This is a genomic window from Allobacillus halotolerans (genome assembly GCF_018967645.1).
Lineage (GTDB): Bacteria > Bacillota > Bacilli > Bacillales > Alkalibacillaceae > Allobacillus > Allobacillus halotolerans.
Genome location: NZ_JAHLZF010000022.1, coordinates 1 through 24376, shown reverse-complemented (window position 1 = coordinate 24376; position 24376 = coordinate 1). Strand labels below are relative to the sequence as shown.

Genomic DNA, 24376 nt, shown 5'->3' with positions numbered 1-24376 from the left:
GATTAGTCGGCGATGGCTATTATAAAGTTACAGTTAATCTTCGTCCTTCCGGAAAAAGCCGAACACTCCTGTCGTTTGGACGATATTTACAAAGGCGTTTGGGTCTGTATCTTTTACAATCTGTTCGAGATCATACAGTTCATAACGTGTGATCACCATAAACAGCATTTCACGGTCTTCTCCTGTGAAAGCGCCTTTTGCTGGAATGCGGGTAATTCCTCGAACCATTCGCGAATGAATCGATTTAGTCAATGAATCTCCTTTTGTACTTACAATCATAGCCGTCAACTTATTATGACGCGTATGAAGTGCATCAATTACACGAGTCGTTACATACAATGTCACCAAAGTAAATAACGCTTTTTCTGGATCATATAACCAACCGGCGAAAAAGATAATCATTGCATTCATAACTAGAAAATAAATACCTATTGGACGATCTTTAATACGGGATAAAATCATCGCAATGATGTCCATCCCACCTGTAGATGCACCCCACTTGAGACTAATTCCAACACCGATTCCGGATAACAAACCACCAAAGACTGCATTTAATAAAATTTCTTCAGAAAACTTAACAAATGGAATTGTTTCCAAGAAAATTGTTGTAAAAGCTACAGAGATAATGCTGTAGATGGTAAATCCTTTACCAACTTTAAACCAACCTAAAATAATGACTGGTATATTCAACAACGCCAGTAAAACCCCTGTACTAATATTGACACCCATAAAATCTTGCGCGAAACTCGCTGATAATTGGGCAATCCCTGTAAAGCCACTGGCGTATACGTTTGCCTGGATTAAGAAGAAATTTAGAGCCATTGCATTTAATAATGCACCTAGAATAACGATGATAAATCGCTTTGCTTCAAAGAAAAACATGCGGGACCTCCCTTTCATAATGACATTGACGTTTTTTCATTAGACCATTAAACTAAAGTATAATAGCAATAGAATGAAATTTCTAGGAGGAAACCTATGAACGTTCAAGTTGTCATTGACTCAGCGGCAGACTTACCAAAAAAATATTACGAAGAATTAGCTTTAGAAGTAGTACCTTTGGCTGTCCACTTAAATGGTGAAGAGTTTATCGATAATGTAACCATCGATCCAAAAACCATTTATGACGCCATGCGTGAAGGAGCAGCACCTAAAACTTCTCAAGTTACACCTGAAGCATTTTACGAGGTATTCAAAAAATACACAGAGAAAAAAATACCTATCGTTTATATCGGCTTCTCCTCTGGATTATCTGGTACATATCAAAGTGCAGTCATCGCAAAGCAACAGATTGACGAAGAATTCCCAGATAATGAGATTTATCTGATTGATACGCTCGCTGCTTCAATGGGATACGGCTTGATCGCTTACCATGTTGCCATGGCAGCCAAAGATGGAGCAACTGTTCAAGACTTACTCGACCTAGCCAACTTTTATATTAAACATATGGAGCATATCTTTACGGTTGATAAGTTGGAATACTTACAACGTGGCGGCCGAGTCAGTAAAACCCAAGCTTTCGTTGGTGGACTACTCAATATTAAGCCTCTTCTCCACGTAGAAGATGGAAAGCTCGTTCCGCTTGAAAAAATTCGCGGTTCCAAGCGAGTTTTAAGCCGTATGGTTGAAGTAGCAAAAGAACGTGGACAAGATTTTGAAAATCAAACATTGTCAATTACACATGGAGACGATTTAGAAACGGCAGAAAAACTAGCCGACTTACTACGTCAAGAACTGAATCCAAAAGATATCATTATCACCGACGTCGGTGCAGTAATCGGTGCTCATTCAGGTCCAGGAACGATTGCGTTATTTTTCTTGAATGAAACTCGAAATTAGTAATTACTGTACTATTCTCATAAAAGTAAATTTACATTTTCAAAATAAAAAAACTGAAATTCGATCAAACTTATTGAATTTCAGTTTTTTTGTATGGTTCCTTATTGTAAGCTTTTATGGCAAACTTTTTTCATCATTCCATCTCAAACCGATGCAGTAATTGTGCGTTGATTGCGACGATGATTGTACTCAAACTCATCAAAATGGCACCGACAGCTGGACTTAAAATGATTCCCCAAGGAGCTAAAACACCTGCTGCCAAAGGAATGGCGAAAATGTTATACCCAGTTGCCCATATCAAGTTTTGGACCAATTTATTAAAGGTTCGTTTAGAAAGACTGAATATCGCCAATATATCTTTTGGATTACTGTCGACAAGTACAATATCCGCGCTATCCATCGCAATATCAGTACCTGCACCTACTGCTATACCGACGTCTGCTTTCGTCAGTGCAGGTGCATCGTTAATGCCATCCCCAGTCATAGCGACAACCAAACCACGTTGCTGGATCTCTTCAACTTTTTCAGCTTTTTGGTCTGGTAATACTTCCGCATAAACTTCATCGATGCCAATTTCTTTTGCAACATAATTGGCTACCTTTTGATGATCTCCTGTAAGCATAATCGCTTTAATATTTCTTTTGTGTAATTCTTTGATAGTCTCTTTAGAACTTTCTTTCACTTGGTCTGCTAGTGCGATGGCACCTTTTAGTTCATCATTAACAATTAGAAATACAACTGTTTTTCCTTGTTCAGACCATTTGTTAAAGTTCTGATCATCGAAATTAAAGCCTTGTTTCATAACATGACCTGGACTTACAACTTTCACATTTTTGTTGTCGATCATCCCTTCAATACCGACACCTGTAATCGAGTTGAAATCGGTCATTTCGTGAAGTGAAAGCTTCCGATCGTTCGCTTCATTGATAATGCCTGTAGCAATCGGATGTTCGGAATCATTTTCGATTGTTGCCGCATAACTCAGTATTTCATCTTCCTTCATATCACTATAGGACTGAACATCGGTTACCCCGAACTTCCCTTCTGTTAACGTTCCTGTCTTGTCAAAGATTACAGCATCAATATTTCTTGCCTGCTCAAACTGAGGTCTGTTTCTGATCAACAATCCATGTTTAGCTGATAAAGCTGTAGAGACTGCAACAACGAGTGGTGCTGCCAACCCTAAAGCATGTGGACAGGTGATGACCATTACTGTTACCGTTCTCTGAATTGCAGTATCAATATCCGCACCGATGCTGATCCAAATGATGAATGTGATGATTCCAGCAGCTAAGGCAATATAGAATAACCACTTGGCCGCCCTGTTTGTGATATCCTGTGTTTTCGATTTTGTTTCTTGCGATTCTTTGACCATTTCGATGACCTGGTTCAAATAAGATTCGTCCATTAATTTTTCTACTTTTATTGTAAGAGAACCTTCTCTATTAATTGAACCACCTATCACTTCATCATCAACCGTTTTTTCCGTAGGGACCGATTCACCTGTCAGCATTGACTCATCTACTTGAGAAGTGCCTTTTACAATCGTCCCATCCAGAGGCATCTTCTCACCCGGTTTGACGAGTAATAAGTCTCCTGACTGAATCTCGTCAATTTTTACTTCTTCAATTTCATCGCTATCTTCTTTGATTCGATTGGCCGTGTTTGGCATGAGTGAAGCCAACGACTCCAATGCCTTTGATGCATTGTTGATTGATCGCATTTCAATCCAATGGCCAAGAAGCATAATGAGAACCAATGTCGCCAATTCCCAAAAAATTTGTTCGCCATTAAATCCGAATACAACTGCTATACTGTAGAAGAATGCAATCGATATTGCTGTCCCGATCAATGTCATCATACCAGGTTCTTTTGCTTTTAGTTCATCGACAGCTCCTTTAAGAAAAGGCCAACCACCGTAGAAATAAACAAAAGTTGATAATACAGCTACAATGTAAAGGTCACCTGGAAAACGCCAATCGACTCCCATGAAACTTTGAATCATCGGAGATAAAAGCATGATTGGAATCGTTACGACGAGTATAATGAAAAACTTGTTGCGAAATTCGACAATCATATCCCCATGATCATGGCCTTCGTGGCCTCCGTGATCCCCGTGACCTCCATGTGAGCCATGATCTCCATGGCCTCCGTGTGATCCATGGTCTTCGTGACCTCCGTGTGATCCATGGTCTTCGTTTTTATGAGAATCATGGTGACTTGAATGATGGTGATTCTTATGTGACTGATGATCGCTACCGTTATGATGATTGCTCACTTTTTTACCCCCCTAGAGTATATTCCACTTGTAGTATACCCTATATAGGTATGTTGAAACAAAATATTTTAGTGAAACAATACTTTTAATAAGTGGTGAGCGAAATTTGAGTCTACTGATTGTCCAAAAAATCCTCGAGTGCCCTATTGCCAGGTCTTATACCCCTGAATGGACGAAGTAAGTTGTCGGAGAGTCCTATAGAGGGGCCCTATACCCCTGAACGGATGAAGTAAGTTGCCGGAAAGTCCTATAGAGGGGCTCTATACCCCTGAACGGATGAAGTAAGCTGTCGGAAAGTCTTATAGAGAGGCTCTATACCACCGAACGGATGAAGTAAGCTGTCGGAAAGTCTTATAGAGAGGCTCTATACCACCGAACGGATGAAGTAAGCTGCCGGAAAGTCTTATAGAGGGGCCCTATACCCTCGAATGAACGAAAATTTTTTCCGGAAAGTCTTATAGAGGGGCTCTCATAATATTCGGTGGTTGTGATACTCCTAGGTTTGATTGCAACACGAAGAAAGTTAACAATGCCCCCTTGAAAATCAACTGAATCACTCTACTCAGCTGTTTATTTTCCTTTTCAAACGGTCATATTCCTCTTCAGTTATTTCACCGCGAGCTAATCGCTCATTCAGTATCTTGATCGATTGATCTTCCGATGGCTTTGTTTTGTTTTCACTACTGTTAAAGACCCAAAAAAGAAAAGTAATTAGTAGGATGATGAGAATCAATTGAATAAACCCCCATCCAAAAAAACCTCCCATATCGTAACCATGCATCATCATGAACACCTCTTATCATAATTTGTTTACGTTTTGTTATAGTTTTGTACTTAATTTTAATCATAATACAAAAACGGAAATCCAGTGAAGCTTAGCCGGATTTCCGTTTTGTCATCTTATATATTTTTATGTCGTTGTTTACGGTACATCGTGATCGCAAAGATAATAAAGGCTCCCATAACGCCAACAAATACAATTGTTATAGGCCAATATATACCACTATCTTCTTTAACAATGAAGATATTTGCGGATTCTCTGTCTGTTGCAATCCGGTATTCTCCGTTCTCCCCTTCTCTGACAAGGTCGTTAATCAATAAACCTTGCAACTCTTTACCTGAATCAATATCCGTTAAATTGATATGTTGAGAAGTTTCTGTCGTATTGATCAAGACATAGGTTTTCTCATCATCCAATATGCGTTCAAAAGCGAGGAAACCATTCTCATCATGGAGCACCTTCATTTCTCCTGAGCTTAAGGATTCGTATTTGTCTCGCATACTTGATAATTTTTCTACATGTCGTGTTACTTGATCATCTCCGGCAAGGAAATTAATCATTTTATGTGTGGATAAATCATCAATCGATCCATCCATCGGTATTTCTGAACCTTGGAATAGTATCGGATCATTCGGTGCAGTGAATAAATAGGTCAATGCTAATTTCCACCGAGTTACCGGGTGATTCCCCGTCGGTTCCAATGCTCTCGTAAAACGGTCCGTATGCAAAAAATCAATGTAGTGAACGACATCATTTGATTGAAAGAAAGGTTGGTTCAACAATGATGTGAAATCTGCTCCATAACCAGTAAAGCTTGAGAACGTTTCCTCATGGTCACCAAACCGTATGACCTGATCGAATAGTTCTACGCCCTTTTCCAAAGAAGATTCATCAGACATACCGCCTAACCAAAGACCATCCACTTCGTTCATCAACAGTTCGAGTGATTCTGCAGGCAATTGATCAGCATTTTCAATATAAAATCCATCAAATTGAAATTGTTCTACCCAATCGCTCAACCGATCAGAAATATAGTCTACCGCAGACTCATTAGTGAAATCAATCTGACCATCTGCTTGAATCCAGTCTCGTCCCAATAATTCCGATGAAGAACTTACCTGTTGCAACGGAGTTTGGACCAATACATCGATGCCAGCCTCATGTAACTGATCAACAAGCTGCTTCAATTCCTCTTCACTGCCATACGTTTCCTGGAGATTCTCAAACGAATTGACATGCTGACCTAAATAATCTTCTGAATCAACAATCGGTGAAAGAATCACTTCTGTGACACCAATCGTTTTCAAATGATCAATATTATTTTGAATACCTTGATAGTCCCCACCATAAAAACCGGCTGTTGAATCCCGGTCAATTTGTTCCGTATCATTTTCAGTTGTTCCATTTTCAAAGCGATCCACTAATATATAATAATAAAAATGGGACGAATCCTCTTCTGCAGATAGTGGAGCTACCTGCAATCCTGCAAATACAATGAAGAATAAAAGCGCCCCATAAATTAATCGTTTAACCATTTCTCTCACCACTTTTTATGTAAATTTCGTAGAAGTTCCATTCACAGATGTTGAATAGGGAATCATGAGAAAAGCCTCATTTGAAGAGGCTTTTCAATCACGTTATGGCAAAATTCCCATCGGTAAACGTCCAAATCCTAAAGCAATCGTCAAAATCAATGCGATGACAAACTGAAGCCAGCCACCGAAAGTTGGCTTTCCTTTTTTGCCGCGGATTAAGATCATTTCCATTGCTGCAATAATCCAAATACCACCGGCCGACTTAACCAAGGCTTCTGTAGTCTCTGACCATGGTGCTCCGATATAGAATCGGAAAAATAAATCTAATCCTGTTAGCAAAATAAGAACATAGAATAGTCGAAGTACCATATGAGTGATCTTTGCGGCTTTCTCTTTACCTTCTTTACCCATAAATGAAAGTACAACAATAAATAAAATAATTCCGACTGCCCATGTAGTAATGTGTAAATGGGTCATTTTCTATCGTCCTCCTCTCTTAACTATCCTACCATCTCTCATTATTCCATGTGTTCATTTCATTGACAACTTTTAAACATTTTAAACCGATTATAATACAGCTAACTGCCCACCATGTTGCATAGGAAAAACCATACCAATGGCTTCAGTTTTTCTTTACAGAGGTATGTGGGAGGGGTTTCAGGGGAATAGTTCACAGAGATAACCATTCTACGTTATAATGGAATTTGGAACAGAATACCGGTAACGGAGGCGATTTTAATGGGTACAAAAACAGAACAAATTATTGAACAAACCGATCAATATGGTGCACGTAACTATAACCCTCTACCAATTGTTCTCTCAAAAGGAGAAGGCATTTGGGTAGAAGATCCTGAAGGGAACCGATACTTGGATATGCTAAGTGCTTACTCAGCTGTCAACCAAGGTCATCGACACCCAAAGATTATTCAAGCATTGAAAGATCAAGCGGATCGGATTACACTCACTTCCCGTGCGTTTCACAACGATCAATTAGGCCCATGGTATGAAAAAATCTGTAAATTGACGAACAAAGATATGGCTTTACCGATGAACACAGGAGCAGAAGCCGTTGAAACAGCTGTCAAAGCAGCAAGACGTTGGGCTTATGACGTAAAAGGCGTTGCTGATAACCAAGCGGAAATCATCGTTTGTGAAGGAAACTTCCACGGACGTACGATGTTAGCCATTTCTTTATCGTCTGAAGAAGAATACCAACGTGGTTATGGACCATTACTACCAGGAATTAAAGTGATCCCTTATGGTGACGTCGATGCGCTGAAAAATGCAATTACAGACAATACAGCTGCGTTCTTATTTGAGCCGATTCAAGGTGAAGCTGGAATTAATATTCCTGAAGAAGGTTTTCTAAAAGAAGCTTATGACGTCTGTAAAGAAAACAATGTCTTATACATGGCAGATGAAATCCAAGCGGGACTTGCAAGAAGTGGTAAAATGTTCGCTTGTGACTGGGAGAACGTCGAACCTGATGTATTGATCTTAGGAAAAGCGCTCGGTGGCGGTGTCTTCCCAATCTCATGCATTGTTGCTAACAAAGAAATCTTAGGTGTCTTCAACCCAGGTTCACACGGATCGACTTTCGGTGGAAACCCATTGGCTTCTGCAGTATCCATTGCTTCCTTAGAAGTATTGGAAGAGGAAAAATTAGCTGAACGTTCCTTAGAGCTCGGTAATTATATGCTGGAAAAACTTCGTGAAATCGACAATCCGAAAATTAAAGAAATTCGTGGACGTGGACTCTTTATCGGAGTTGAATTGACGGAATCTGCAAGACCTTACTGCGAAGCTTTGAAAGAAAAAGGATTGCTCTGTAAAGAAACACATGATAATGTCATTCGTTTCGCTCCTCCATTAATCATTGAAAAAGAAGATTTGGATTGGGCAATTGATAAAATTAAAGAAGTACTATAACGAAAAAAATCAGTTAGCGAACAACATGTTCCTAACTGATTTTTTTAATCGATGACTTCGATATCCACTACTTTACTTTGTCCCCAAGGAGAGAGGGCGATTTCTACTTTGAACCTTGGTTGTGAGCGGTTCACCTGAAAATCAGATGTATCCGTTTGATATTGATCGATTCCAAACCGGACAACATGAGTCATCTCCTGGCTCTTATGCGAATACCTCGTTTTCATAATAACTTCTTGATCATCTGCATCCATTTTTTTATCACTTGCCGCTTTTACTTGATAGAGTCCTTGCTCGTTTGGTGTCAACAGCACATAAATGACTTGATTTCGCTCAGGTGCTTCCGTCATAAACCAATTTTCTGGTCGAATTTCCTCCGCTGTAAAACGCAAATATATGGAATCATTAAAAATAATATCTTCATGTGGCATCGCTTTTGTTTGTAATGTGACCGTTTCACCAACACGTTCAATCAAATAGCCGGACAAAACCATACCGAACAAAAAAAGGATTTGGAAGCCAACAAGACCCATTAACAATTTTTTACGAATCATTGCGCTCCCCTCCTCCTTCTGTATATACTTTTTGTTGTCGATTCAATAGATAACCAATCCCGAGAAGAATGACTCCGGCAATTAAAAAGAATAAGGACTGACTTAAATAACCCCAAGCAACTTTCGTATAAACGACAAATGTACTGATTAAAAAGCTCGCTGTTCCAATATTCATTTGTTGGCGATCCCGCCGGTTGAACCCTTCCATCAATAAAGATACGGAGAAGATAAAAAGAGCAACAGAAGCTAGATAGTCACTGATCTCAGGTACAACGAAGCTTGGAATAAATATAACCAACTGCAAGATCGAAAATAATTCTTGTCTGCTATATAAATATAAGACGATCAAACTCATCAAGAAAATATGAATGACAAAATACGCAATATTAATCTCTTGATAGAAATTTAACTCCATATCCACAAACAAAACATGAAAGACGGCAAATAAAAACATGAAAAGTGGAGCGAACGTCTCAAACACCTTTCCGGCAACATTTGATTGTGTCATTTTGCCGATAAAATAGAGTAAAATCAAGAAGACTGTCACCCAAACAAAGGATAGTTTCTCCGTAGACAAGCCAATGATTTGAATGAAGTAAGCTAAACTGAACACAACCGCCATCCAACGTATTTTGCGTATATAAACGATTATTCCAAACCCTAAGATAAATACAGCGAACAACAACCAACTGAACTCACGCAGACCAAATAAATCAACCATTTGCCCAACAACAATGATAAGTATGCCTGCTGCCCAAATCCATCGGCTTGAATAACTTAAATAAAGTAATAAAGCTACGATGCTCCATACAAGGAAAGTAAACACACTATTAAAATGGTAATGATACATGTCTCCAATTAGGAAAATTGACAGTCCGAAAAGTAATAAAGCAATCAAATAACTGACTTCACCAATTAACCGTTTGCCTTGTTCAAGCCATCTGGTTCCCAAGAAATAAAAAAGCATCAAAGAACCTATTAAAATGGCTGTTCGAATTAGTGGATAAATATCGGTCCAATTCGATGCCAAAAAGGTCAATAAAGCCAAGCTTAAAAGAATCAAAGCAAACGTAAAAAAGATCGATGTATTATTCCTCGTTGGATAAAGACTCAAAATAGCTTTCCGCTGCTGTGAATCGATAATTTCTTCTTCTACCCAACGTTTCGATTCATTTTCTAACCATTGATTTTTCACTTCGTTGCCTCCCTTCTATTTCTTTTTGAACGCCACGACTCTGCCATATGTCAACGAACGATAAAGCCATTCAAATGGGCCAATGCGAAATTTTTTTAAATAGAAATAGCTTACTACCAATTGAATGAAGTAAATGATTACTACGAACAACATTAACTTGCTTAATGGCTGTGTGCCGTACAGGTTCATACCGACTCCATAGAATAGCCAAAAACCAATCACACTCTGGAGTAAATAATTCGATAGCGATAGCCTGCCTACAGATGAAAATAACTTCACAAGAATAGATGTCTTCTGCATCGAAGTAAGAAGCATGAGTAGCGCAAAGAAATAGAAAATCGCTGAAGCACTTCCTCCAATAGAATCTTGTATAAAATTCAACCAAGCCTTATTTTCAAACAAGTATGGTCCAGCTTTAAAAACGACCGCAATGACAAATGTAATTCCAACTATTCGCCGGATTATTTGCTTATTTTTCTTCACTTCTTCAAACAACCGAAGACGCCCGATTATGATTCCGAATAAAAACATCGGTAAAATAGTCATGATCGTAAGCAGTAGTTGAATCGGTTCAACCATCAATAGCCAATCCGATAAATTTTGTTGAAAAATTTCACTATATATACCTTGGTAAGCTTCGGTAGCTTTGTTGATTTCATGCTCATAAATAACTACCATTTGCTCTCTGACTGAATAGGCCGCCAATGTGAACAATATAGTAGGAACAGCTAATAAACTTATTGCCCAAATCAATAACTTTTTAATGGAAACTTGCAAGAAGCGAATGGCGATCAAACCAATAATACTATACGAAAACAGAATGTCCCCATACCAAATAAAGATTCCATGCAAAAGTCCAATTCCCATTAAAATAAACATTCTTTTTAATAATATTCGATTCGCTTCCAATGAATCCCTTTTTTCATACATGATCCATAAACCAATGCCAAATAAAAGCGAGAATAACGGATAAAAACTCGCTTGGAAAAAGAGGTCAATCACTGTCAGTATAAGATTGCTATCAACCGTTTCTCCATTCGCTGCCATCGTTTCATAAAATGATTTCTTTCCCCCATACATGAAGTGAGGCGAATGAAAAGAAAGTATATTAACAACTAAAATACCAAATAAAGAAAAACCTCGGATGGCATCAACTGCGATAATCCGATTCTTTGTAGGCGCGTTCATAACATCCATCCTTTATTAATCCTTATCCTATTGTATAGGAACAAACACTAGATTTGAATATTTGTCTTATTTGTGAATATTGAAAATACATTTTTTTCCTTTATAATAAAATATGGTGAAGAACGTTTCGAGGTTTAATTGGGCATGTAATCAATTTAATACTTCGATTGAATGGAGGTTCGTTATGGAACTTGTTAAAGCTTTTCTAATATTAATAGCTATTTTTCTTGCTATTACTCTAATACAAATCATCATTCGAAAATCCTTACACATGAACATAAAAGATATTTTTACGAACAGACACGTTAACTCATTGCACAAGAAAATAAATTGGTATATGGGTGGAATAGGATTATTCCTGTGGATTGTACTATTGATCAATACATCTGCAAGTCCGAGCCCTTCATTTCATGTTTTCTTATGGTTTATTATCGTGTGGGCGTTGCTTGATTTCATGATTTATGCATTTTTCACATTGAAGTATACATCAAAACGAAAAGAAATCCTTGTTCATTTTGCAGAATTAACCATATGGATAGCGGTGGTCGTCACTGTAATAAACTTCAATATTTTTGGTTTATCTGTTTAATAGTTAGTGTTGGTTAAAATATTTTTTATGAAATTTCGTTTTATTTTAAGTACTTGTCAAGTTTTACAACATAGTCTATTTCATGCAATTCATTGTTTAAGCTAGTTAAATAACCTTTAACAACTTCCATTAATTTCGTAGTAGGAATGAATTCTTCAGACTCAAACTCTTGCCAGATTGAAAAAATACGCCAATTGTCATTAGCCTCATAGATAAAGTTAAGAATTACTTCATCGTGGTCAATAGTCTCATAATTCATATTTACCCTGTAACCCTTTTGAACTTGTTGGATCCACTTTCCTAATTGAATTCCAAGCTCTGCAAGGTTGATAAATGGGTCGAAGAAAAACACTTTTCCATTTAGCGAAATTTTGAACTCACCTTCAATAAATCCATTGTCGTAAGCGGAATACTGTGGTTTAGTTTCTATTGGTTCAGTGTTTAAAGTAAATGAGATTTTAATGTCCATAAAATCACCTGTCGTTATATTTTTTTCATTTTTTTAGCACATACATTTTATTCGGATTCCTCGTCACTTCGATATTCGAGAATATCACCAGGTTGACACTCTAAAACCTCACAAATTGCATCTAAAGTTGATAATCGTATAGCTTTCGCTTTTCCATTTTTCAAAATGGAAATATTGGCCATCGTGATACCGACTCTTTCGGAAAGTTCTGTTACACTCATTTTCCTTTTCGCTAACATTACGTCAATATTGATTATAATTGCCACTGTCTTCACCTCAGACTGTCAAATCATTTTCCGATTTTATTACTAAAGCATTTTTGAATAACTTTTGAAGAACCGCTGCAAAAACCGCAATAACAACAGAAGTAAATATAATTATAAATCCGATAATTGCTACACTTGGGTGGAGGGAGCTTTGCGAAATAAGAAAAATAGTCCCGATCACATATAATCCACTGATTAAAATTGCACAGTATTTTATAGAATTTAATGCCTCTAAAGATTGATCGGTGAAAGCTTTACCATGATCAATATAGTTTAAGAGTTTTAGAGCTTGATATAGAGCAAAGAAAAATGGGATTGCTGTTACATACATCCCTATTAAAACTGGATATTGCAAATAAGCAAATTCTGGATACATGGACGCGGTATAACTCGCTAACCAAGGCAAGAAAAACGCTGACAAAAGAAGTATCATAATTCCAATAAGAAAAACCGTTGTTTTTAAAAAGAATGTTGTTCCTCGTTTCATAAACAGCACCTCACTTTATCGTTATCCATATTTTAACGCTGTATTTATTGAATTACAATAAATTATTATCAATTTTTAATATTTTTTCTGTTCAACTAAGGAATGTCTTTAGAAAAATTAAAAAAGCTCCCTTGGTAAACTGACGGATTCGTTTTGTGAGTATTAAATATAAAAAATTTGAATCACCGTTATTGGTTAGGACATCGCAATTAACACTCGGGATAGCATAATAAAAAGGAACTTGGATAATCAAGCTCCTTCAATACTGAATTGTATAATCTTTTCTTCCGCAATCGCGCCCGTTAACGGAAGAACATTTATTTCTACTAAACCCCGTTAATTCTAATAGCTCACTATAATTTCTTTGAAATGAGAAACATTTCTGCAAAATCATTAACAAGTGTTTTATCTGGATTAGTTTTCACATCATATTTCATTCTTTCTAACCCTTCTTCATAGTCTTTATCGTCAACTAAAGTTAATACGGAAATATCTCTATTTTCAGCGTAATGCAAGTAGTCAACGACCTTTACATTTTCCATCCTATACTCGATTTTTAAGTTTACTTCTAAGCCCCTGCTTGTAAGCTCGTTAAAAATAACCTCTTTATTCCAATATCTTTTTAAATCTTCATAATAAGCTGATGGGAAGTAGTGATAAACCCACCATTTAGGCATATCGTGAATCGCTATATTATGTAATTTATAAATACCGCCTTTTTTTAATACACGATATATCTCATTCAACGCTTGTTCTTTTCACTGTAATGATGAAACGCATAGTTGTTAGAAATGAAATCGAATGTTTCTGAATGGTACGGCATTTCCTCTACATCAGCATTAGTAAATTCTATGTTTTTTACTTTTTCATTAGCCTTTTTTAACATTTGGTCTGACAGGTCAAGTCCATACCAATTTATATTAATCCCATCAAAATAATTAATTTGTTTTTCAAGATATAGACCTGTTCCACAAGATAAATCTAATACGTTATATTCTGCCTTCACGTTGTTCTCAATATACTCTTTCAAATCGTACTCAAATTTTATTTCATCAACTCTAAAATGGTTTTTATCGTATTTATCAGCTATTTTAGAATAATTAGTAGTTTTCAAATCATCGTCCCCCTCTTTAAGGGGCTTTATATTAATAATAATTTTATCAAAAAATTACTGTTACCTTACTAAGCATTACTACTCTTTAGTCAATTAGCCTTCTTCAATTAAATGGCCCTTTTTCAGAGCTGTTAAGTGCTTTTTAAAATAATCTTTTGCACTTTTTTAATACGCTTTCAAGATCATGGTTATGTAAATCACCTAAATGACGTTTTAATTCAGAACCGTGTATGGAAGTGATTTTAGAAGTACGTGCAACAGATGGTTTTAACAGTCCTGCTTCTTTCCAATACTCCAAAACAACGTCAAATTGGTTTCTTGGTTTCTGACTGGTGACCGGTGCTATAATAACATCTACATCTAGCGCTAACTCATTTCCAACAATAACAACAGGGCGTTGTTTGATTTGATGCGTTCCTTTAAAACGAACATCTGCCAACCAAACCTCACCCTGTCTCATTTTATTGCTCATTGTATATGTCATCCTCCTCGTTATCCCACCAGGAGTAGTTTTCCCCCAACAAAATTACATCGGGAGTCATATATTTCTCCTTAATCTTGTCAAGTACCTTTTGTCTTTCTTGTTCACTCAACATATCAATTTCTTTTATAATTTTCTCGGGAATGGACATATGTCACACACCTCCATTATGCTATACCCTTATTATACATTATTACCTTAGTAACATAAATGCGCATACATTTTAAACTTAAAGAATTTATCAAAAATATTTGTTGGTTTTCTTATTATATATTTTGAATTTCTTAAAACAAACATAAATAACGAGACTTCTACATGTAACTGTAGAAGCCTCGTCTGTTAACATCATTATCCCTCGTTTGTATCAATGAGCAAGTTTCGATCGAAAAAGTATAAATACACATGATTCAGTTCGATGTTCCAAATCATTTCAATCGCTTGCTTATAAAGTTCAACTTGTGTTTCGTAGCGTTGTTTCAAGTCATTGATCTTCTCATCTGTCATTTCTCCGGTAATCGTATCCGTTTTGTAATCAATCAATTCATATCCATTGTCTGTTTCAACCAAGCAATCAATAACCCCTTGAACGAGTACGGATTCATCAGTCGGGTCTTCCCAATCCGGATAAATCTTACTTGCTGCAACTTCCATCGTGAACGGAATTTCCCGCTCGACCGAAACAGCATTCGCAAGCATTGCTCCAACATCGGAATGCATCAACGTCAAAATCGCTTCCCGGTTGATGACCTCTCCTTCATCTGGTGTTAACGCTTCTTTGAATACGAGCTCTTGAATAAATTCTTCTAATTGCTCAGCGTTCCATTCCTTATTCACTGGTATATGCTGCATCACGGTGTGCATGGCACTACCCGCTTCAGCTTTCGTCAATGGCTTTTGATCAACTTGCATGAAACGCGGACGGTCTAGTGAAATACGTGGTCGCTGACTAACGATGTCGGTCGCGCCATATTCATCCACCGGCTGCCTTAAACGCTTAATCTCCGTTACCGTTTGCTTCGCCCGTTTGTCCGCACTCGTTTGATATGAATAGCTGAAACGTAAGCGACGATCTACTTCCTCATATTGTTCGGAACGCTCAGGTAAGTAGTCTGCACTCCACTGTTGGATCGCTTTGTATAGTTTCTCGTCTCGCTCTGCAGTAATCCATTCCGGATCCAGATATTCACTGGCATGATCTACATGAATCGTCCATTTTGATTCATCTTGGCGAATTTCTTCGGGTATTCCACCGGCTAAGCCAGAAATTCGTAACTCATCATTTTGATGATGACGAATCAAAGCAGATCCAATCCAATTTAAATAGGTCGCTTGGTCCGTCCGTGTATGAGGCGGTAATACCCATTCCGAATGGTTGGCTACTTCATTCCATTTTTCCAATTGTTTTTGCCAATCTTTACTTTGACCAACCACGACGAGCTTTTCTTTTGCCCGTGTCAGTGCGACATAAAGTACTCTCATTTCCTCAGCAAGTGACTCTCGTGCCGTTGCGACTTTTAAGGCTTCAAACGGAAATGTATTATACAAAATTCGCTGATCGACATCCATATATTTCGAAGCCAGCCCATAATCTTTATGCAATATATAGCGTCCTTTTGTATCCTGTTGGTTAAATTCACGTCCGGCTGCACCTAAGATGACATAAGGAAACTCAAGACCTTTACTGCTATGAATCGTCATGATGCGAACAACGTCTTCTTGCTCCCCAAGCGCTCTTGCCGATGCTAGGTTTTTGTTCCGCTCTTCCATCCGTTCGATAAAACGCAAAAATCGAAACAACCCTTGATAAGACGAGCGTTCATAAGAGCGTGCCCGGTCATATAAGGCACGTAAGTTTGCTTGGCGTTGCTTACCGCCTGGCGTCCCACCGACATATTCAAAATAAGCAGTGTCCCGGTAGATTTTCCAAATCAATTTGGATAACGAACCATAACGGGCTTCTTCTCGCCAACTTTCAAGCAGTTCCTTTAGCTGTTTTAGTTGCTCAACTAAAGATGAGTCTTCGCCTAATCGAATATAGTTCAGCATCGCTTGATAAAAAGATTCTCTTTTTCCTTTTAAGCGAATTTTAGCAAGTCCATCCTCTGTAATTCCGACGATTGGGGATTTCAGGACACTGGCCAATGGGATGTCTTGCATTGGGTTATCAATGATTCGCAAGACGTTCATCATCACTTGGATTTCCATCGCTTCTAAATAGCCTGTCGACAGATCGGCATAAACAGGAATGCCCATTTGTTTCAATTCATCTTCAATGACTGGCGCCCACGTTAACGAACGCATCAAAACGACGATATCTCGATATTGAATCGAACGTGGTTGTTCCGTTTCTTTATCGATGATTTGACTGTTTTCAATCCAGTCTTTGATTTTTTTGGCATACGTACGTGCCTCAATTTGGGCATCTTTCAGGTATTTCCATTCATCGTTTTCAACGGAATCTTCTTCATCTTTTCGGACGACGTGTAATTCACAATCAACATTTGTCGTCGTCAGCTTTTCATAGACTTTGTTGCTGTAAATCAGTTCGGCTTCTTTCTCATAATCCATCTCGCCGACGCGTTCATCCAATAGCTGACGAAAAATATAGTTCGCGCCATCTAATACTTCTTTTCGGCTTCTGAAGTTGCGTGCCAAATCAATTCGCATAGCCGCTAATTCTTCTTGTTGAAAGTCTTTGTACTTTTTCATGAATAACGTCGGTTCCGCATGACGAAAACGGTAAATACTTTGCTTCACGTCACCGACCATGAATAATTGGCCGGCATCCTCTCCTGCAGTTAGTAGCTGCAAAATTGCCTCTTGAACTAAGTTCGTATCTTGGTACTCATCAATAAGCACTTCTCGAAATTGTTTTCGATACTGATTGGCGATATAGGATGGCAAATAATTTCCCGCTTCATCTTTTCCATCCGATAAAATTTGAACACAATAATGCTCAAGGTCTGAAAAATCAACAACCGCTTGCTCTTTCTTCTCCTGTTGAAATTTCTCATGAAATTCTTTCACGACGGTGACAAGCTGTTCGATTTGTGGTTTGATTTTTTGTAAATCATTCAACAGAGAATCTGGGTGTCTAGAAAACCATCGTTCTACCAGCTTCTCCATCCGTTTTTTAAATTTATCGCGCAGGTCTTTGACTGACTTTTTTAGGTCTTCGTCACATTCTGCTTTTTTCCCGGATAAACGGCTGAAGGTTTTTTGCTCATGAAATATTTCGTATAGCTGCTCCCATGGTTGCTGAAGTGAATTTTTCACGAGCTGAATCTGTTGAAGGTCTTTTTCCAATGTATCGACATAGTGGGCAGGGCCTTCTGGGAATTGAGCCATTTCTAATGCTTGAAGGGCTTCAAATTCCATCGCGTCAACCTTTTCTTCAATGTCTTTCCGAACAATTGGCATCCACTCTAGCTCATCCATCGACATGTCATCACGTACTTCATAACTTCCTGAAAGCCGGTCGAGCCAATCATCCGGGTCAGGGTGCTGGCGTGAGAATTCATAGACTTTTAATACGAGATCCATGACAGCTTGGTCATTCCGGTCATTGGAAAAACTGTCGACAAAACGGAAGAAAGCTTCTTGCTCTTCCCCTTCTTTCCCATACCATTCTTCAAACGTTTCTTGCAATAAATCATTTCTTAATAAATCGGACTCAACGTCGTCTAATATACGAAAACCCGGATCAATTTCGAGCTCGAAACCGTATTTACGAACGACTTCCATACAAAAAGCGTGCAAGGTGGAGATATGAGCTTTTTGTAGTAAGGATAATTGTTTTCGTAAATGTTGAGAATCTGGAAATTCAGCAAGTGCTTTTTCCAACGCTTGTCCGACACGCGTTCGCATCTCTTGAGCTGCCGCATTCGTAAACGTTGCTACGAGCATTTCATCGATTTCATACGGATCATTTTCACGCGTGATTTTTTGGATGATTCGTTCGACCAATACAGCAGTTTTCCCTGAACCAGCTGCAGCGGCAACTAAAATGTCTTTTCCATCCTCATAGATGGCTTGTTCTTGTTCTTTTGTCCAGTTCATGCTCATTCTCCCCCTTTCGGCATCATTTTGGATAAGATGATTTCATCTTTTTCGGGTTTCAATCGACGGAAATCATTCTCTTCAAGTTTTGGATCGAATTGACACACAGAGTTGAACGGGCAAAACGTACAAGCAACCTGGTTATTGCTTTCATATGGATTTAATTTGACTTCTCCCTGGACGATTTCATCTCCTGCTTGTTTCATCAAGGACCGAGTGTATTGACTCATACGACCGAATAACTCTCTGTCCATGATACTTGAAGACTTCGTGAACGCTCCATCCTTTTTGAAACCAAACGGCGCAATTTGACTTGTCCCTGATTCCATCGATGTATCCATGGCAGATGCGATTTGCCTGTCTTCAAGCAGCAACCCTTTCATTCGGTATTCCTTCAATAGTTCCTTCTCCAGCTGCTCTTCTGACAGAGGATTATTAATGATTGGGTTATGCACATGGAAGTACAGAACACCTGCTGGGTCAGCTTTCTTGCCAAGCCATTTTTCTGAATGGGTTAAAACGACATCCAAATAAGTAAGCATCTGCAAGGACAAACCGTAGTAGACATCTACAAGACTTAAATCTTTCTCGCTAGACTTATAGTCAATAATGCGAAGATACAAGTCGTTATCAATCTCTGTTTGATCGACTCGGTCCACTCGGCCATTGAGCTCCAATTTATAACCGCCCGCCAAATCAAGGGCAAGCGGAGGTAGCTCCTGATTACGACCAAAACCGATTTCAATGCCGACCGGTTTAAATTCAGACTGTTTCGATTGATAGACAAGCATATTCGTCGCACGCAAAATAACATGTCTTAATTTATATAAAATGTATCGATAACGATTGGAACTAAATAAGATTTGATTATTTAAAATCGGTGCTAAATACGTGATGGCTTCATTTGCGTAATTTTCCACGTCTTCATTGGTCAGTTCGAATAACGCTTTTCCATCTCGCTGTACCCATTCCGTAATTAATCGTAACGACTCATGGAATAACTGCCCAATATCCGGAGCTTCCAATTTAAATTGCTTTCTCTCTTTTAAACCGAGCGTGTATTGAGAAAAATAATGATAGGAACATTGAAAATAGGTTTCTAATCGGGAAACACTGGATTGGATTGTTTCCGTAAATAACTCTTTGGTCGTATCTTCGTCGATGGATACAGGTAAATTTGAATGAAATAGACTCGTTAAAATCATGCGTGTTTTTGAATCTTTTTGATCCATATACCAATGAAGGGTATCCCAATAACTATCCGCGATTGGATAGCCACGTAAATACTTGGATAACTCTTTCGTCAACACCGCACGCGACTTCGTCGGATTCGCAATAAAGCGTAAAGGTTCTTCCTCGTCTTCATCATCCAACACCCATTTACTTTCCGCTTCAGGAAACATGTTTTTTAGCCGTTTGATCAATTGGGCAGGTGTTTTCGTTTTTCCTTCTTCATCGCTCAGCGGATAACTGATCCATAATTGGTCAGATGGTAATGTCAATGCGAGATACATATAAAAACGGTCGTCCAGTAGCACGCGGTCCGCTCTGTCGGCTAAAGTCATACCGACTTCTTCTAACATTTCACGTTCTTCATCCGTCACTAGGCCATCAGATGCTGGCTTTTGTGGATACTGCCCTTCATTGACACCGAGAATAAAACCAACACGGACATTACGGATTCTCGACCGTTCGACATCCCCTACAATGACGTGGTCAATCGATGGTGGGACTTGGGAAAACTCCAACGTTCCAATTCCAGCTTCAACAAGTTGTCTGAATAGCTGATCTGACAGTTCATCATCGCCAAGCATCTCGACGAACTCATCCAGTAAACCGATCAGGGCGTTCCAAGCCTGCTCCTGCTCGTGAGCCGTTTCAACCTTACCCGCTTCTTCATATGAATCACGCAAGCGCTCCAGCTGTTTTCCAACTTGAATATGCTCCAGCCATTCATAAATCGCGATACACTTTTCTTTTACGGTCTTGGCTCGTCGATATGCATGATCAAAGGATTCGAGAGCATCCAACACTTGTTTTCGATACTGATTAATCTGTTTCTGAATTTGTTGCTCTTCTGTTGTCTGTTTTCGGAAAGAAATGCCGCTTAACCGCTCATACTTCCACGTATAATCACTCGTCCATTGGTCTTTTCTCCGGATGCCGTATTCCAATACGTAATTTTCCAAGAAATCGATTGCTTTTTCATCCAGTGGGTCCTCTTTATCGGTTGCCGGGATAAACCCTGTTTTCAGTAGTCGAAACATCGCATCATATGACCAGTTTCGTTCGATCAATTCAATGCCTGTTCGAACAAGCTCGATCAATGGATGATGGAGCATCGATTTCTTTTGATCGACGAAGAAAGGGATACCATAGTCTTCGAAAATCGTTTCAATCAAATCATTATACGTATCTTGATCACGAATCAATAAGCCAAAATCACGATAACGATATTGCTCATCGCGAACGAAACGAATGATTTCTTGTGCAACCCGTTCTACTTCTGCCCGAGGATGAACAGCTTCCATGAACGTAATCGGAGTGTCGCCGTTGTAGGCTGGCATTGGATTTGCCTCAAGGTTTTTCTCCAAATGTTGCATCGCTTTATTATTGCGGAATCGCCGCGTTTCCGGATCCAATTGAACGGAATGAAGCACAGGTACATGCGCATGTTCAGCAATTTGATTTAGTTGTTCGAAAGTCGTACGCGGTTGATGGAATAGATCTAATTCATCTGTAGACCCTTCGATACCATCAAGCGTCATAGCTACTTTCAATTCTTTCGCCTGTCGCATTATCGCTTCCAGGACAAAAAGCTCCTGTGGTGTAAATCGATAAAAGCCATCAATATAAAAACTGGCATTCTGAAAAAATTTCGTTTCTTCGATTTTTTCAACGAACAGTTCCAGTTGATCTTCCGCATCGATATATAAATCGCTCATTCGCTCTTGCATTTGAGCGTAAATCAGTTGCAAATCTTTCAATTTAGCATGAAGAGCTAACTCATTTGCGGACAAGCGGTCTTTATGTTCGAGTTCCATTACAATATTTTGCAAGATTTCTGGATTGATTCGATACCGCTTCATTTCTGTAATCATCTTTTCCAGCCGGTCAATAAAGCCTTGCTTTTCCATTGCTTTTTGGAAACTATCAAAGCTTTCCTTATATTCTTCGACAATTTTACGAAGCATCATTTGTGTTCCAGTGCTGGTGATAAACGGTTTCGTTCCACCGCCCACTTGTTGGAATACATACCAAGCTAACCTAGAAAAGCTCAACACTTGTGCCCGGGTTGAACCTTTAATGCGGCGATTTCGAATCAATTCATATTCGACTTGAAAAGCCATTTGGTCAGGAACGATATAGTAAATCGGATCTCCTGTCGGGTCCATCAACAATTTCTCTTCCAACTCATCCAATATGTATTCAGTGACATTTGCACCTGATCTTCCAGTAATCCATTGAAGTGCCAACGATTTTCCCCCTTTTAGAAAAAAGACTGAAAACGGAAGGTTGTCCGTTTACCAGTCTTTCATTTATTCGTTATCCTTGTTTTCAGAATCAAATTGATTCGCATTCGAGTTCATCCGAGCTTCGATGAATTTACCGATCGCCCAAACGAAGACAATACAAACACCAATGACAATGGCTTTTGTCGGATTCGTGGCGAAAGATGTTATGCTGCTTCCCACATAGGATACAGAAAAAATCATAACAGCCTTCCCCAGTATAAGCGATAAGATAAACTGCTGAATAGAAATTCTTGAAAATGCAGCGACAACATTAATTAAAGCAGATGGAGAAAATGGAAAACAGAGCAATAAAAACAGCGGTCCAAATCCACGTCGGTCAAAGAACGCTATAATTTTCCGAACCTGTTTTTGTTCTTTGATTTTCTGAATCCATTCAAATTGTTCCATCTTCCGTAGAAAAATAAATAATAAAGTCGCTCCAAGAACTGCACCGATCCACGAAAATATAAATCCAAAAAACAACCCATACACGATGCTATTCGCTAATATAAATACAATAATTGGCAGTAATGGCAAAAAAGCTTCGATGAACGGCAGAACGATTCCCGGAACGGGGCCGAAGCTTCCGTAAAGTTCGAGAATACGTATAATCATATGGCCAACCACGGTATCAGAAATTAATGATGATAATTCGTCTAACGTTGAATACTCAAGCGACATACGACTTTCTCCAATCTTTTCTGTCTACTTTCATTGTATAGAAAAAGCCGTCTTTTGCCTACTATTTTTAATAACCATTTCGTATTCGTCATTGAATTGTTCGATACCTCATAGTATAATGGAACAAACGTTCGATAGTCAAGGATGGAGGGATCATCATGAGATATTTAAATGAAGAAGAGCATAAAACTGCATCCAGATATTTATTTTTGTCTATGGCGATTATTGTCGTCGAGAAAGACATTCAATTCGTCGAATCCGGACCGTTTAAGATCAAGGAGCCCTATTTAGAGCTCCTGCGGAAAATGGAACATCGCGCACGGATTGAACGCCGTGAGTTACGGAAAAAAATGAGGGATATGAATGTTGAGGTCGTTTTCTTACAGAAGGATGATTCGTTTTCCACATACTTATTTATGGCAAGAGGGTATGAAGAGGAAAGGCGTTATTTCAATCCAGCGGTTCGGAAGAAGGTTGAACAAATCTTGTATGAGTTGATGCGTCAAGCCTACCTTAATCGCTCTCCTGAGGTTTCGTAATTCGCTCCATCAACAAGTGCCTATATTGTGCCGTACGCAATACTTGGTTGGTCAATGAGCGATAAGAGACATTAACCGTCAGTTGCTTGCCTCCTTGAAAGTGGATGATTGTTCGTTTGGAATCGACTTTTTCGAGGCGTTCAATATGTTGGTGGGAAATCCAAGTGCATTCAGAGGAGCTAGGAGAAGTAGTCGGTAAGAAAAACATACCGAGCATCGGATCAATCACAATCGGGGCTTTGCGATTGACACCAAAAATTGCTCGGGTGCCTTCAAGTCTTCCTCTCAAGCTAGAGCCGTAGAATAAGCAACCGCGGTCGACAAATTGTTTTGGTGAAACATCCGTGAAGTATTCTTGATTTTTTTCCAATACGAATGATCCAAACTTCTTCCCTTCTTTCGGTTGGGGAACAATCGCCAATGTCGTTAAATTCAGTAAGGGCTTTTGGTTAAACTCCAAGTACAATCACTCCTTTACAAGATTATCTTTATACTATGGAATTCTCTCTTTTATGTAAAATTTAGGTTTGTTATTGATTAGCACTGAACACAACAAAAAATGAGCAGATTTTACATAGAATTTGATAAATTCATGTAAAAAACTACTCATTTTGATGATTATTCAACTATTTCGCTAAACACATTTGTACTGATTTAGTTCATTTTTCAGAAGTAGTAATTACATCACTCATCTATTTAACCCTTCTGTTCCTTCCGACTGTGAAACACTTGCATAGTTAATGCATAGGTGATCAGAGCGCTTCTATTCGACCAGATTTCGGATATGACGAATCATTCGGGTGATTAGAGTGCTGCTATTCGACCAGATTTCAGATATGGCGAATCATTCGGGTGATTAGAGCGCTTCTATTCGACC

General features: G+C 38.6%; 23 protein-coding genes. 4 read left to right on the top strand and 19 right to left on the bottom strand.

Annotation, left to right across the window (positions count from 1 at the left end):
* Positions 1–33 precede the first annotated feature (33 nt).
* Positions 34–882 carry a YitT family protein gene (locus tag KQ486_RS12270; protein ID WP_144163698.1) on the bottom strand — a complete coding sequence of 283 codons (849 nt, stop codon included), beginning with the start codon at positions 880–882 and terminating at the stop codon, positions 34–36.
* A gap of 96 nt (positions 883–978) precedes the next feature.
* Here KQ486_RS12270 and KQ486_RS12265 point away from each other — a divergent pair, with 96 nt between their 5' ends.
* A complete protein-coding gene (locus KQ486_RS12265; RefSeq protein ID WP_144163699.1) occupies positions 979–1839 on the top strand; it encodes a DegV family protein in 861 nt (286 codons plus the stop codon).
* Between the two features lie 133 nt (positions 1840–1972).
* Here the strand turns inward: KQ486_RS12265 and KQ486_RS12260 are convergent, their stop codons facing one another.
* The 4 genes from KQ486_RS12260 to KQ486_RS12245 all read right to left on the bottom strand — a co-directional run bounded on the left by KQ486_RS12260 (position 1973) and on the right by KQ486_RS12245 (position 6910).
* On the bottom strand, positions 1973–4117 hold the full coding sequence (locus KQ486_RS12260; protein WP_216687780.1) for a copper-translocating P-type ATPase: 2145 nt from the start codon (positions 4115–4117) through the stop codon (positions 1973–1975).
* 562 nt (positions 4118–4679) lie between these two features.
* Positions 4680–4901, bottom strand: a complete 222-nt coding sequence (locus tag KQ486_RS12255) for an SHOCT domain-containing protein (RefSeq protein WP_216687779.1) — start codon at positions 4899–4901, stop codon at positions 4680–4682.
* 116 nt (positions 4902–5017) lie between these two features.
* Positions 5018–6433 carry an alpha-amylase family glycosyl hydrolase gene (locus KQ486_RS12250; RefSeq protein ID WP_216687778.1) on the bottom strand — a complete coding sequence of 472 codons (1416 nt, stop codon included), beginning with the start codon at positions 6431–6433 and terminating at the stop codon, positions 5018–5020.
* A gap of 102 nt (positions 6434–6535) precedes the next feature.
* Positions 6536–6910 (bottom strand): YisL family protein, encoded by a 375-nt coding sequence (locus tag KQ486_RS12245; protein ID WP_216687777.1) that lies wholly within the window; start codon positions 6908–6910, stop codon positions 6536–6538.
* A 261-nt stretch (positions 6911–7171) separates the two neighbouring features.
* On the opposite strand from KQ486_RS12245, the gene KQ486_RS12240 reads away from it, so the two are divergent.
* A complete protein-coding gene (locus tag KQ486_RS12240; RefSeq protein ID WP_216687776.1) occupies positions 7172–8362 on the top strand; it encodes an ornithine--oxo-acid transaminase in 1191 nt (396 codons plus the stop codon).
* 44 nt (positions 8363–8406) lie between these two features.
* Here the strand turns inward: KQ486_RS12240 and KQ486_RS12235 are convergent, their stop codons facing one another.
* From KQ486_RS12235 to KQ486_RS12225, 3 genes are read right to left on the bottom strand one after another with little or no spacing between them, the layout of a single operon-like run.
* Positions 8407–8916, bottom strand: coding sequence for a GDYXXLXY domain-containing protein (locus KQ486_RS12235; RefSeq protein WP_144163704.1), 510 nt, complete (start codon positions 8914–8916; stop codon positions 8407–8409).
* Positions 8906–10111 (bottom strand): DUF2157 domain-containing protein, encoded by a 1206-nt coding sequence (locus KQ486_RS12230; protein ID WP_216687775.1) that lies wholly within the window; start codon positions 10109–10111, stop codon positions 8906–8908. The genes KQ486_RS12235 and KQ486_RS12230 overlap by 11 nt, the downstream gene beginning before the upstream one ends.
* Positions 10112–10126: 15 nt before the next feature.
* Complete coding sequence (locus tag KQ486_RS12225) at positions 10127–11299, bottom strand: DUF418 domain-containing protein (RefSeq protein WP_216687774.1); 1173 nt, start codon at positions 11297–11299, stop codon at positions 10127–10129.
* 184 nt (positions 11300–11483) lie between these two features.
* On the opposite strand from KQ486_RS12225, the gene KQ486_RS12220 reads away from it, so the two are divergent.
* On the top strand, positions 11484–11888 hold the full coding sequence (locus KQ486_RS12220) for a DUF4181 domain-containing protein (protein WP_216687773.1): 405 nt from the start codon (positions 11484–11486) through the stop codon (positions 11886–11888).
* A 40-nt stretch (positions 11889–11928) separates the two neighbouring features.
* On the opposite strand, the gene KQ486_RS12215 is transcribed toward KQ486_RS12220, so the two are convergent.
* The 10 genes from KQ486_RS12215 to KQ486_RS12175 form a co-directional block, all read right to left on the bottom strand.
* Positions 11929–12357 carry a DUF7878 domain-containing protein gene (locus KQ486_RS12215; RefSeq protein WP_144163708.1) on the bottom strand — a complete coding sequence of 143 codons (429 nt, stop codon included), beginning with the start codon at positions 12355–12357 and terminating at the stop codon, positions 11929–11931.
* 47 nt (positions 12358–12404) lie between these two features.
* Complete coding sequence (locus KQ486_RS12210; RefSeq protein WP_144163709.1) at positions 12405–12623, bottom strand: helix-turn-helix domain-containing protein; 219 nt, start codon at positions 12621–12623, stop codon at positions 12405–12407.
* A 10-nt stretch (positions 12624–12633) separates the two neighbouring features.
* Entirely contained in the window at positions 12634–13110 is a 477-nt protein-coding gene (locus KQ486_RS12205) for a DUF2975 domain-containing protein (RefSeq protein ID WP_216687772.1), read from the bottom strand.
* A gap of 353 nt (positions 13111–13463) precedes the next feature.
* On the bottom strand, positions 13464–13856 hold the full coding sequence (locus KQ486_RS14435) for a hypothetical protein (RefSeq protein WP_246569316.1): 393 nt from the start codon (positions 13854–13856) through the stop codon (positions 13464–13466).
* On the bottom strand, positions 13853–14224 hold the full coding sequence (locus KQ486_RS14430) for a class I SAM-dependent methyltransferase (protein ID WP_246569315.1): 372 nt from the start codon (positions 14222–14224) through the stop codon (positions 13853–13855). The genes KQ486_RS14435 and KQ486_RS14430 overlap by 4 nt, the downstream gene beginning before the upstream one ends.
* Positions 14225–14366: 142 nt before the next feature.
* Positions 14367–14696, bottom strand: a complete 330-nt coding sequence (locus KQ486_RS12195; protein WP_144163710.1) for a type II toxin-antitoxin system PemK/MazF family toxin — start codon at positions 14694–14696, stop codon at positions 14367–14369.
* Positions 14686–14856, bottom strand: coding sequence for a hypothetical protein (locus KQ486_RS12190; protein ID WP_186278675.1), 171 nt, complete (start codon positions 14854–14856; stop codon positions 14686–14688). Before KQ486_RS12190 ends, KQ486_RS12195 begins: the two co-directional genes overlap by 11 nt.
* A 197-nt stretch (positions 14857–15053) precedes the next feature.
* Positions 15054–18764 (bottom strand): helicase-exonuclease AddAB subunit AddA, encoded by a 3711-nt coding sequence (addA, locus tag KQ486_RS12185; protein WP_216687771.1) that lies wholly within the window; start codon positions 18762–18764, stop codon positions 15054–15056.
* A 2-nt stretch (positions 18765–18766) separates the two neighbouring features.
* Positions 18767–22240: a helicase-exonuclease AddAB subunit AddB gene (gene addB, locus KQ486_RS12180; protein WP_144163712.1), complete on the bottom strand. Its 3474-nt coding sequence runs from the start codon at positions 22238–22240 to the stop codon at positions 18767–18769.
* Positions 22241–22303: 63 nt separating this feature from the next.
* Positions 22304–22960, bottom strand: coding sequence for a TVP38/TMEM64 family protein (locus KQ486_RS12175; protein ID WP_216687770.1), 657 nt, complete (start codon positions 22958–22960; stop codon positions 22304–22306).
* 158 nt (positions 22961–23118) lie between these two features.
* On the opposite strand from KQ486_RS12175, the gene KQ486_RS12170 reads away from it, so the two are divergent.
* Positions 23119–23499, top strand: coding sequence for a YhjD family protein (locus KQ486_RS12170; protein WP_144163714.1), 381 nt, complete (start codon positions 23119–23121; stop codon positions 23497–23499).
* Here the strand turns inward: KQ486_RS12170 and KQ486_RS12165 are convergent.
* The gene (locus tag KQ486_RS12165; protein ID WP_186278676.1) at positions 23474–23959 is read right to left on the bottom strand and encodes a competence protein ComK; all 486 of its coding nucleotides are present in this window, start codon (positions 23957–23959) and stop codon (positions 23474–23476) included. The two genes, KQ486_RS12170 and KQ486_RS12165, sit on opposite strands and share 26 nt — an antisense overlap.
* Positions 23960–24376: the final 417 nt, after the last annotated feature.

Excerpts from the sequence above, each read along its gene's own strand:
- KQ486_RS12255 (WP_216687779.1), bottom strand. The coding sequence starts at position 4,901 with ATGATGCATGGTTACGATATGGGAGGTTTTTTTGGATGGGGGTTTATT.
- KQ486_RS12235 (WP_144163704.1), bottom strand. The coding sequence starts at position 8,916 with ATGATTCGTAAAAAATTGTTAATGGGTCTTGTTGGCTTCCAAATCCTT.
- KQ486_RS12190 (WP_186278675.1), bottom strand. The coding sequence starts at position 14,856 with ATGTCCATTCCCGAGAAAATTATAAAAGAAATTGATATGTTGAGTGAA.
- KQ486_RS12170 (WP_144163714.1), top strand. The coding sequence starts at position 23,119 with ATGAGATATTTAAATGAAGAAGAGCATAAAACTGCATCCAGATATTTA.
- KQ486_RS12215 (WP_144163708.1), bottom strand. The coding sequence starts at position 12,357 with ATGGACATTAAAATCTCATTTACTTTAAACACTGAACCAATAGAAACT.
- KQ486_RS12270 (WP_144163698.1), bottom strand. The coding sequence starts at position 882 with ATGTTTTTCTTTGAAGCAAAGCGATTTATCATCGTTATTCTAGGTGCA.
- KQ486_RS12220 (WP_216687773.1), top strand. The coding sequence starts at position 11,484 with ATGGAACTTGTTAAAGCTTTTCTAATATTAATAGCTATTTTTCTTGCT.
- KQ486_RS12175 (WP_216687770.1), bottom strand. The coding sequence starts at position 22,960 with ATGTCGCTTGAGTATTCAACGTTAGACGAATTATCATCATTAATTTCT.
- KQ486_RS12250 (WP_216687778.1), bottom strand. The coding sequence starts at position 6,433 with ATGGTTAAACGATTAATTTATGGGGCGCTTTTATTCTTCATTGTATTT.
- KQ486_RS12205 (WP_216687772.1), bottom strand. The coding sequence starts at position 13,110 with ATGAAACGAGGAACAACATTCTTTTTAAAAACAACGGTTTTTCTTATT.
- KQ486_RS12240 (WP_216687776.1), top strand. The coding sequence starts at position 7,172 with ATGGGTACAAAAACAGAACAAATTATTGAACAAACCGATCAATATGGT.
- KQ486_RS12265 (WP_144163699.1), top strand. The coding sequence starts at position 979 with ATGAACGTTCAAGTTGTCATTGACTCAGCGGCAGACTTACCAAAAAAA.
- KQ486_RS12225 (WP_216687774.1), bottom strand. The coding sequence starts at position 11,299 with ATGAACGCGCCTACAAAGAATCGGATTATCGCAGTTGATGCCATCCGA.
- KQ486_RS12245 (WP_216687777.1), bottom strand. The coding sequence starts at position 6,910 with ATGACCCATTTACACATTACTACATGGGCAGTCGGAATTATTTTATTT.
- addA (WP_216687771.1), bottom strand. The coding sequence starts at position 18,764 with ATGAACTGGACAAAAGAACAAGAACAAGCCATCTATGAGGATGGAAAA.
- KQ486_RS12195 (WP_144163710.1), bottom strand. The coding sequence starts at position 14,696 with ATGAGCAATAAAATGAGACAGGGTGAGGTTTGGTTGGCAGATGTTCGT.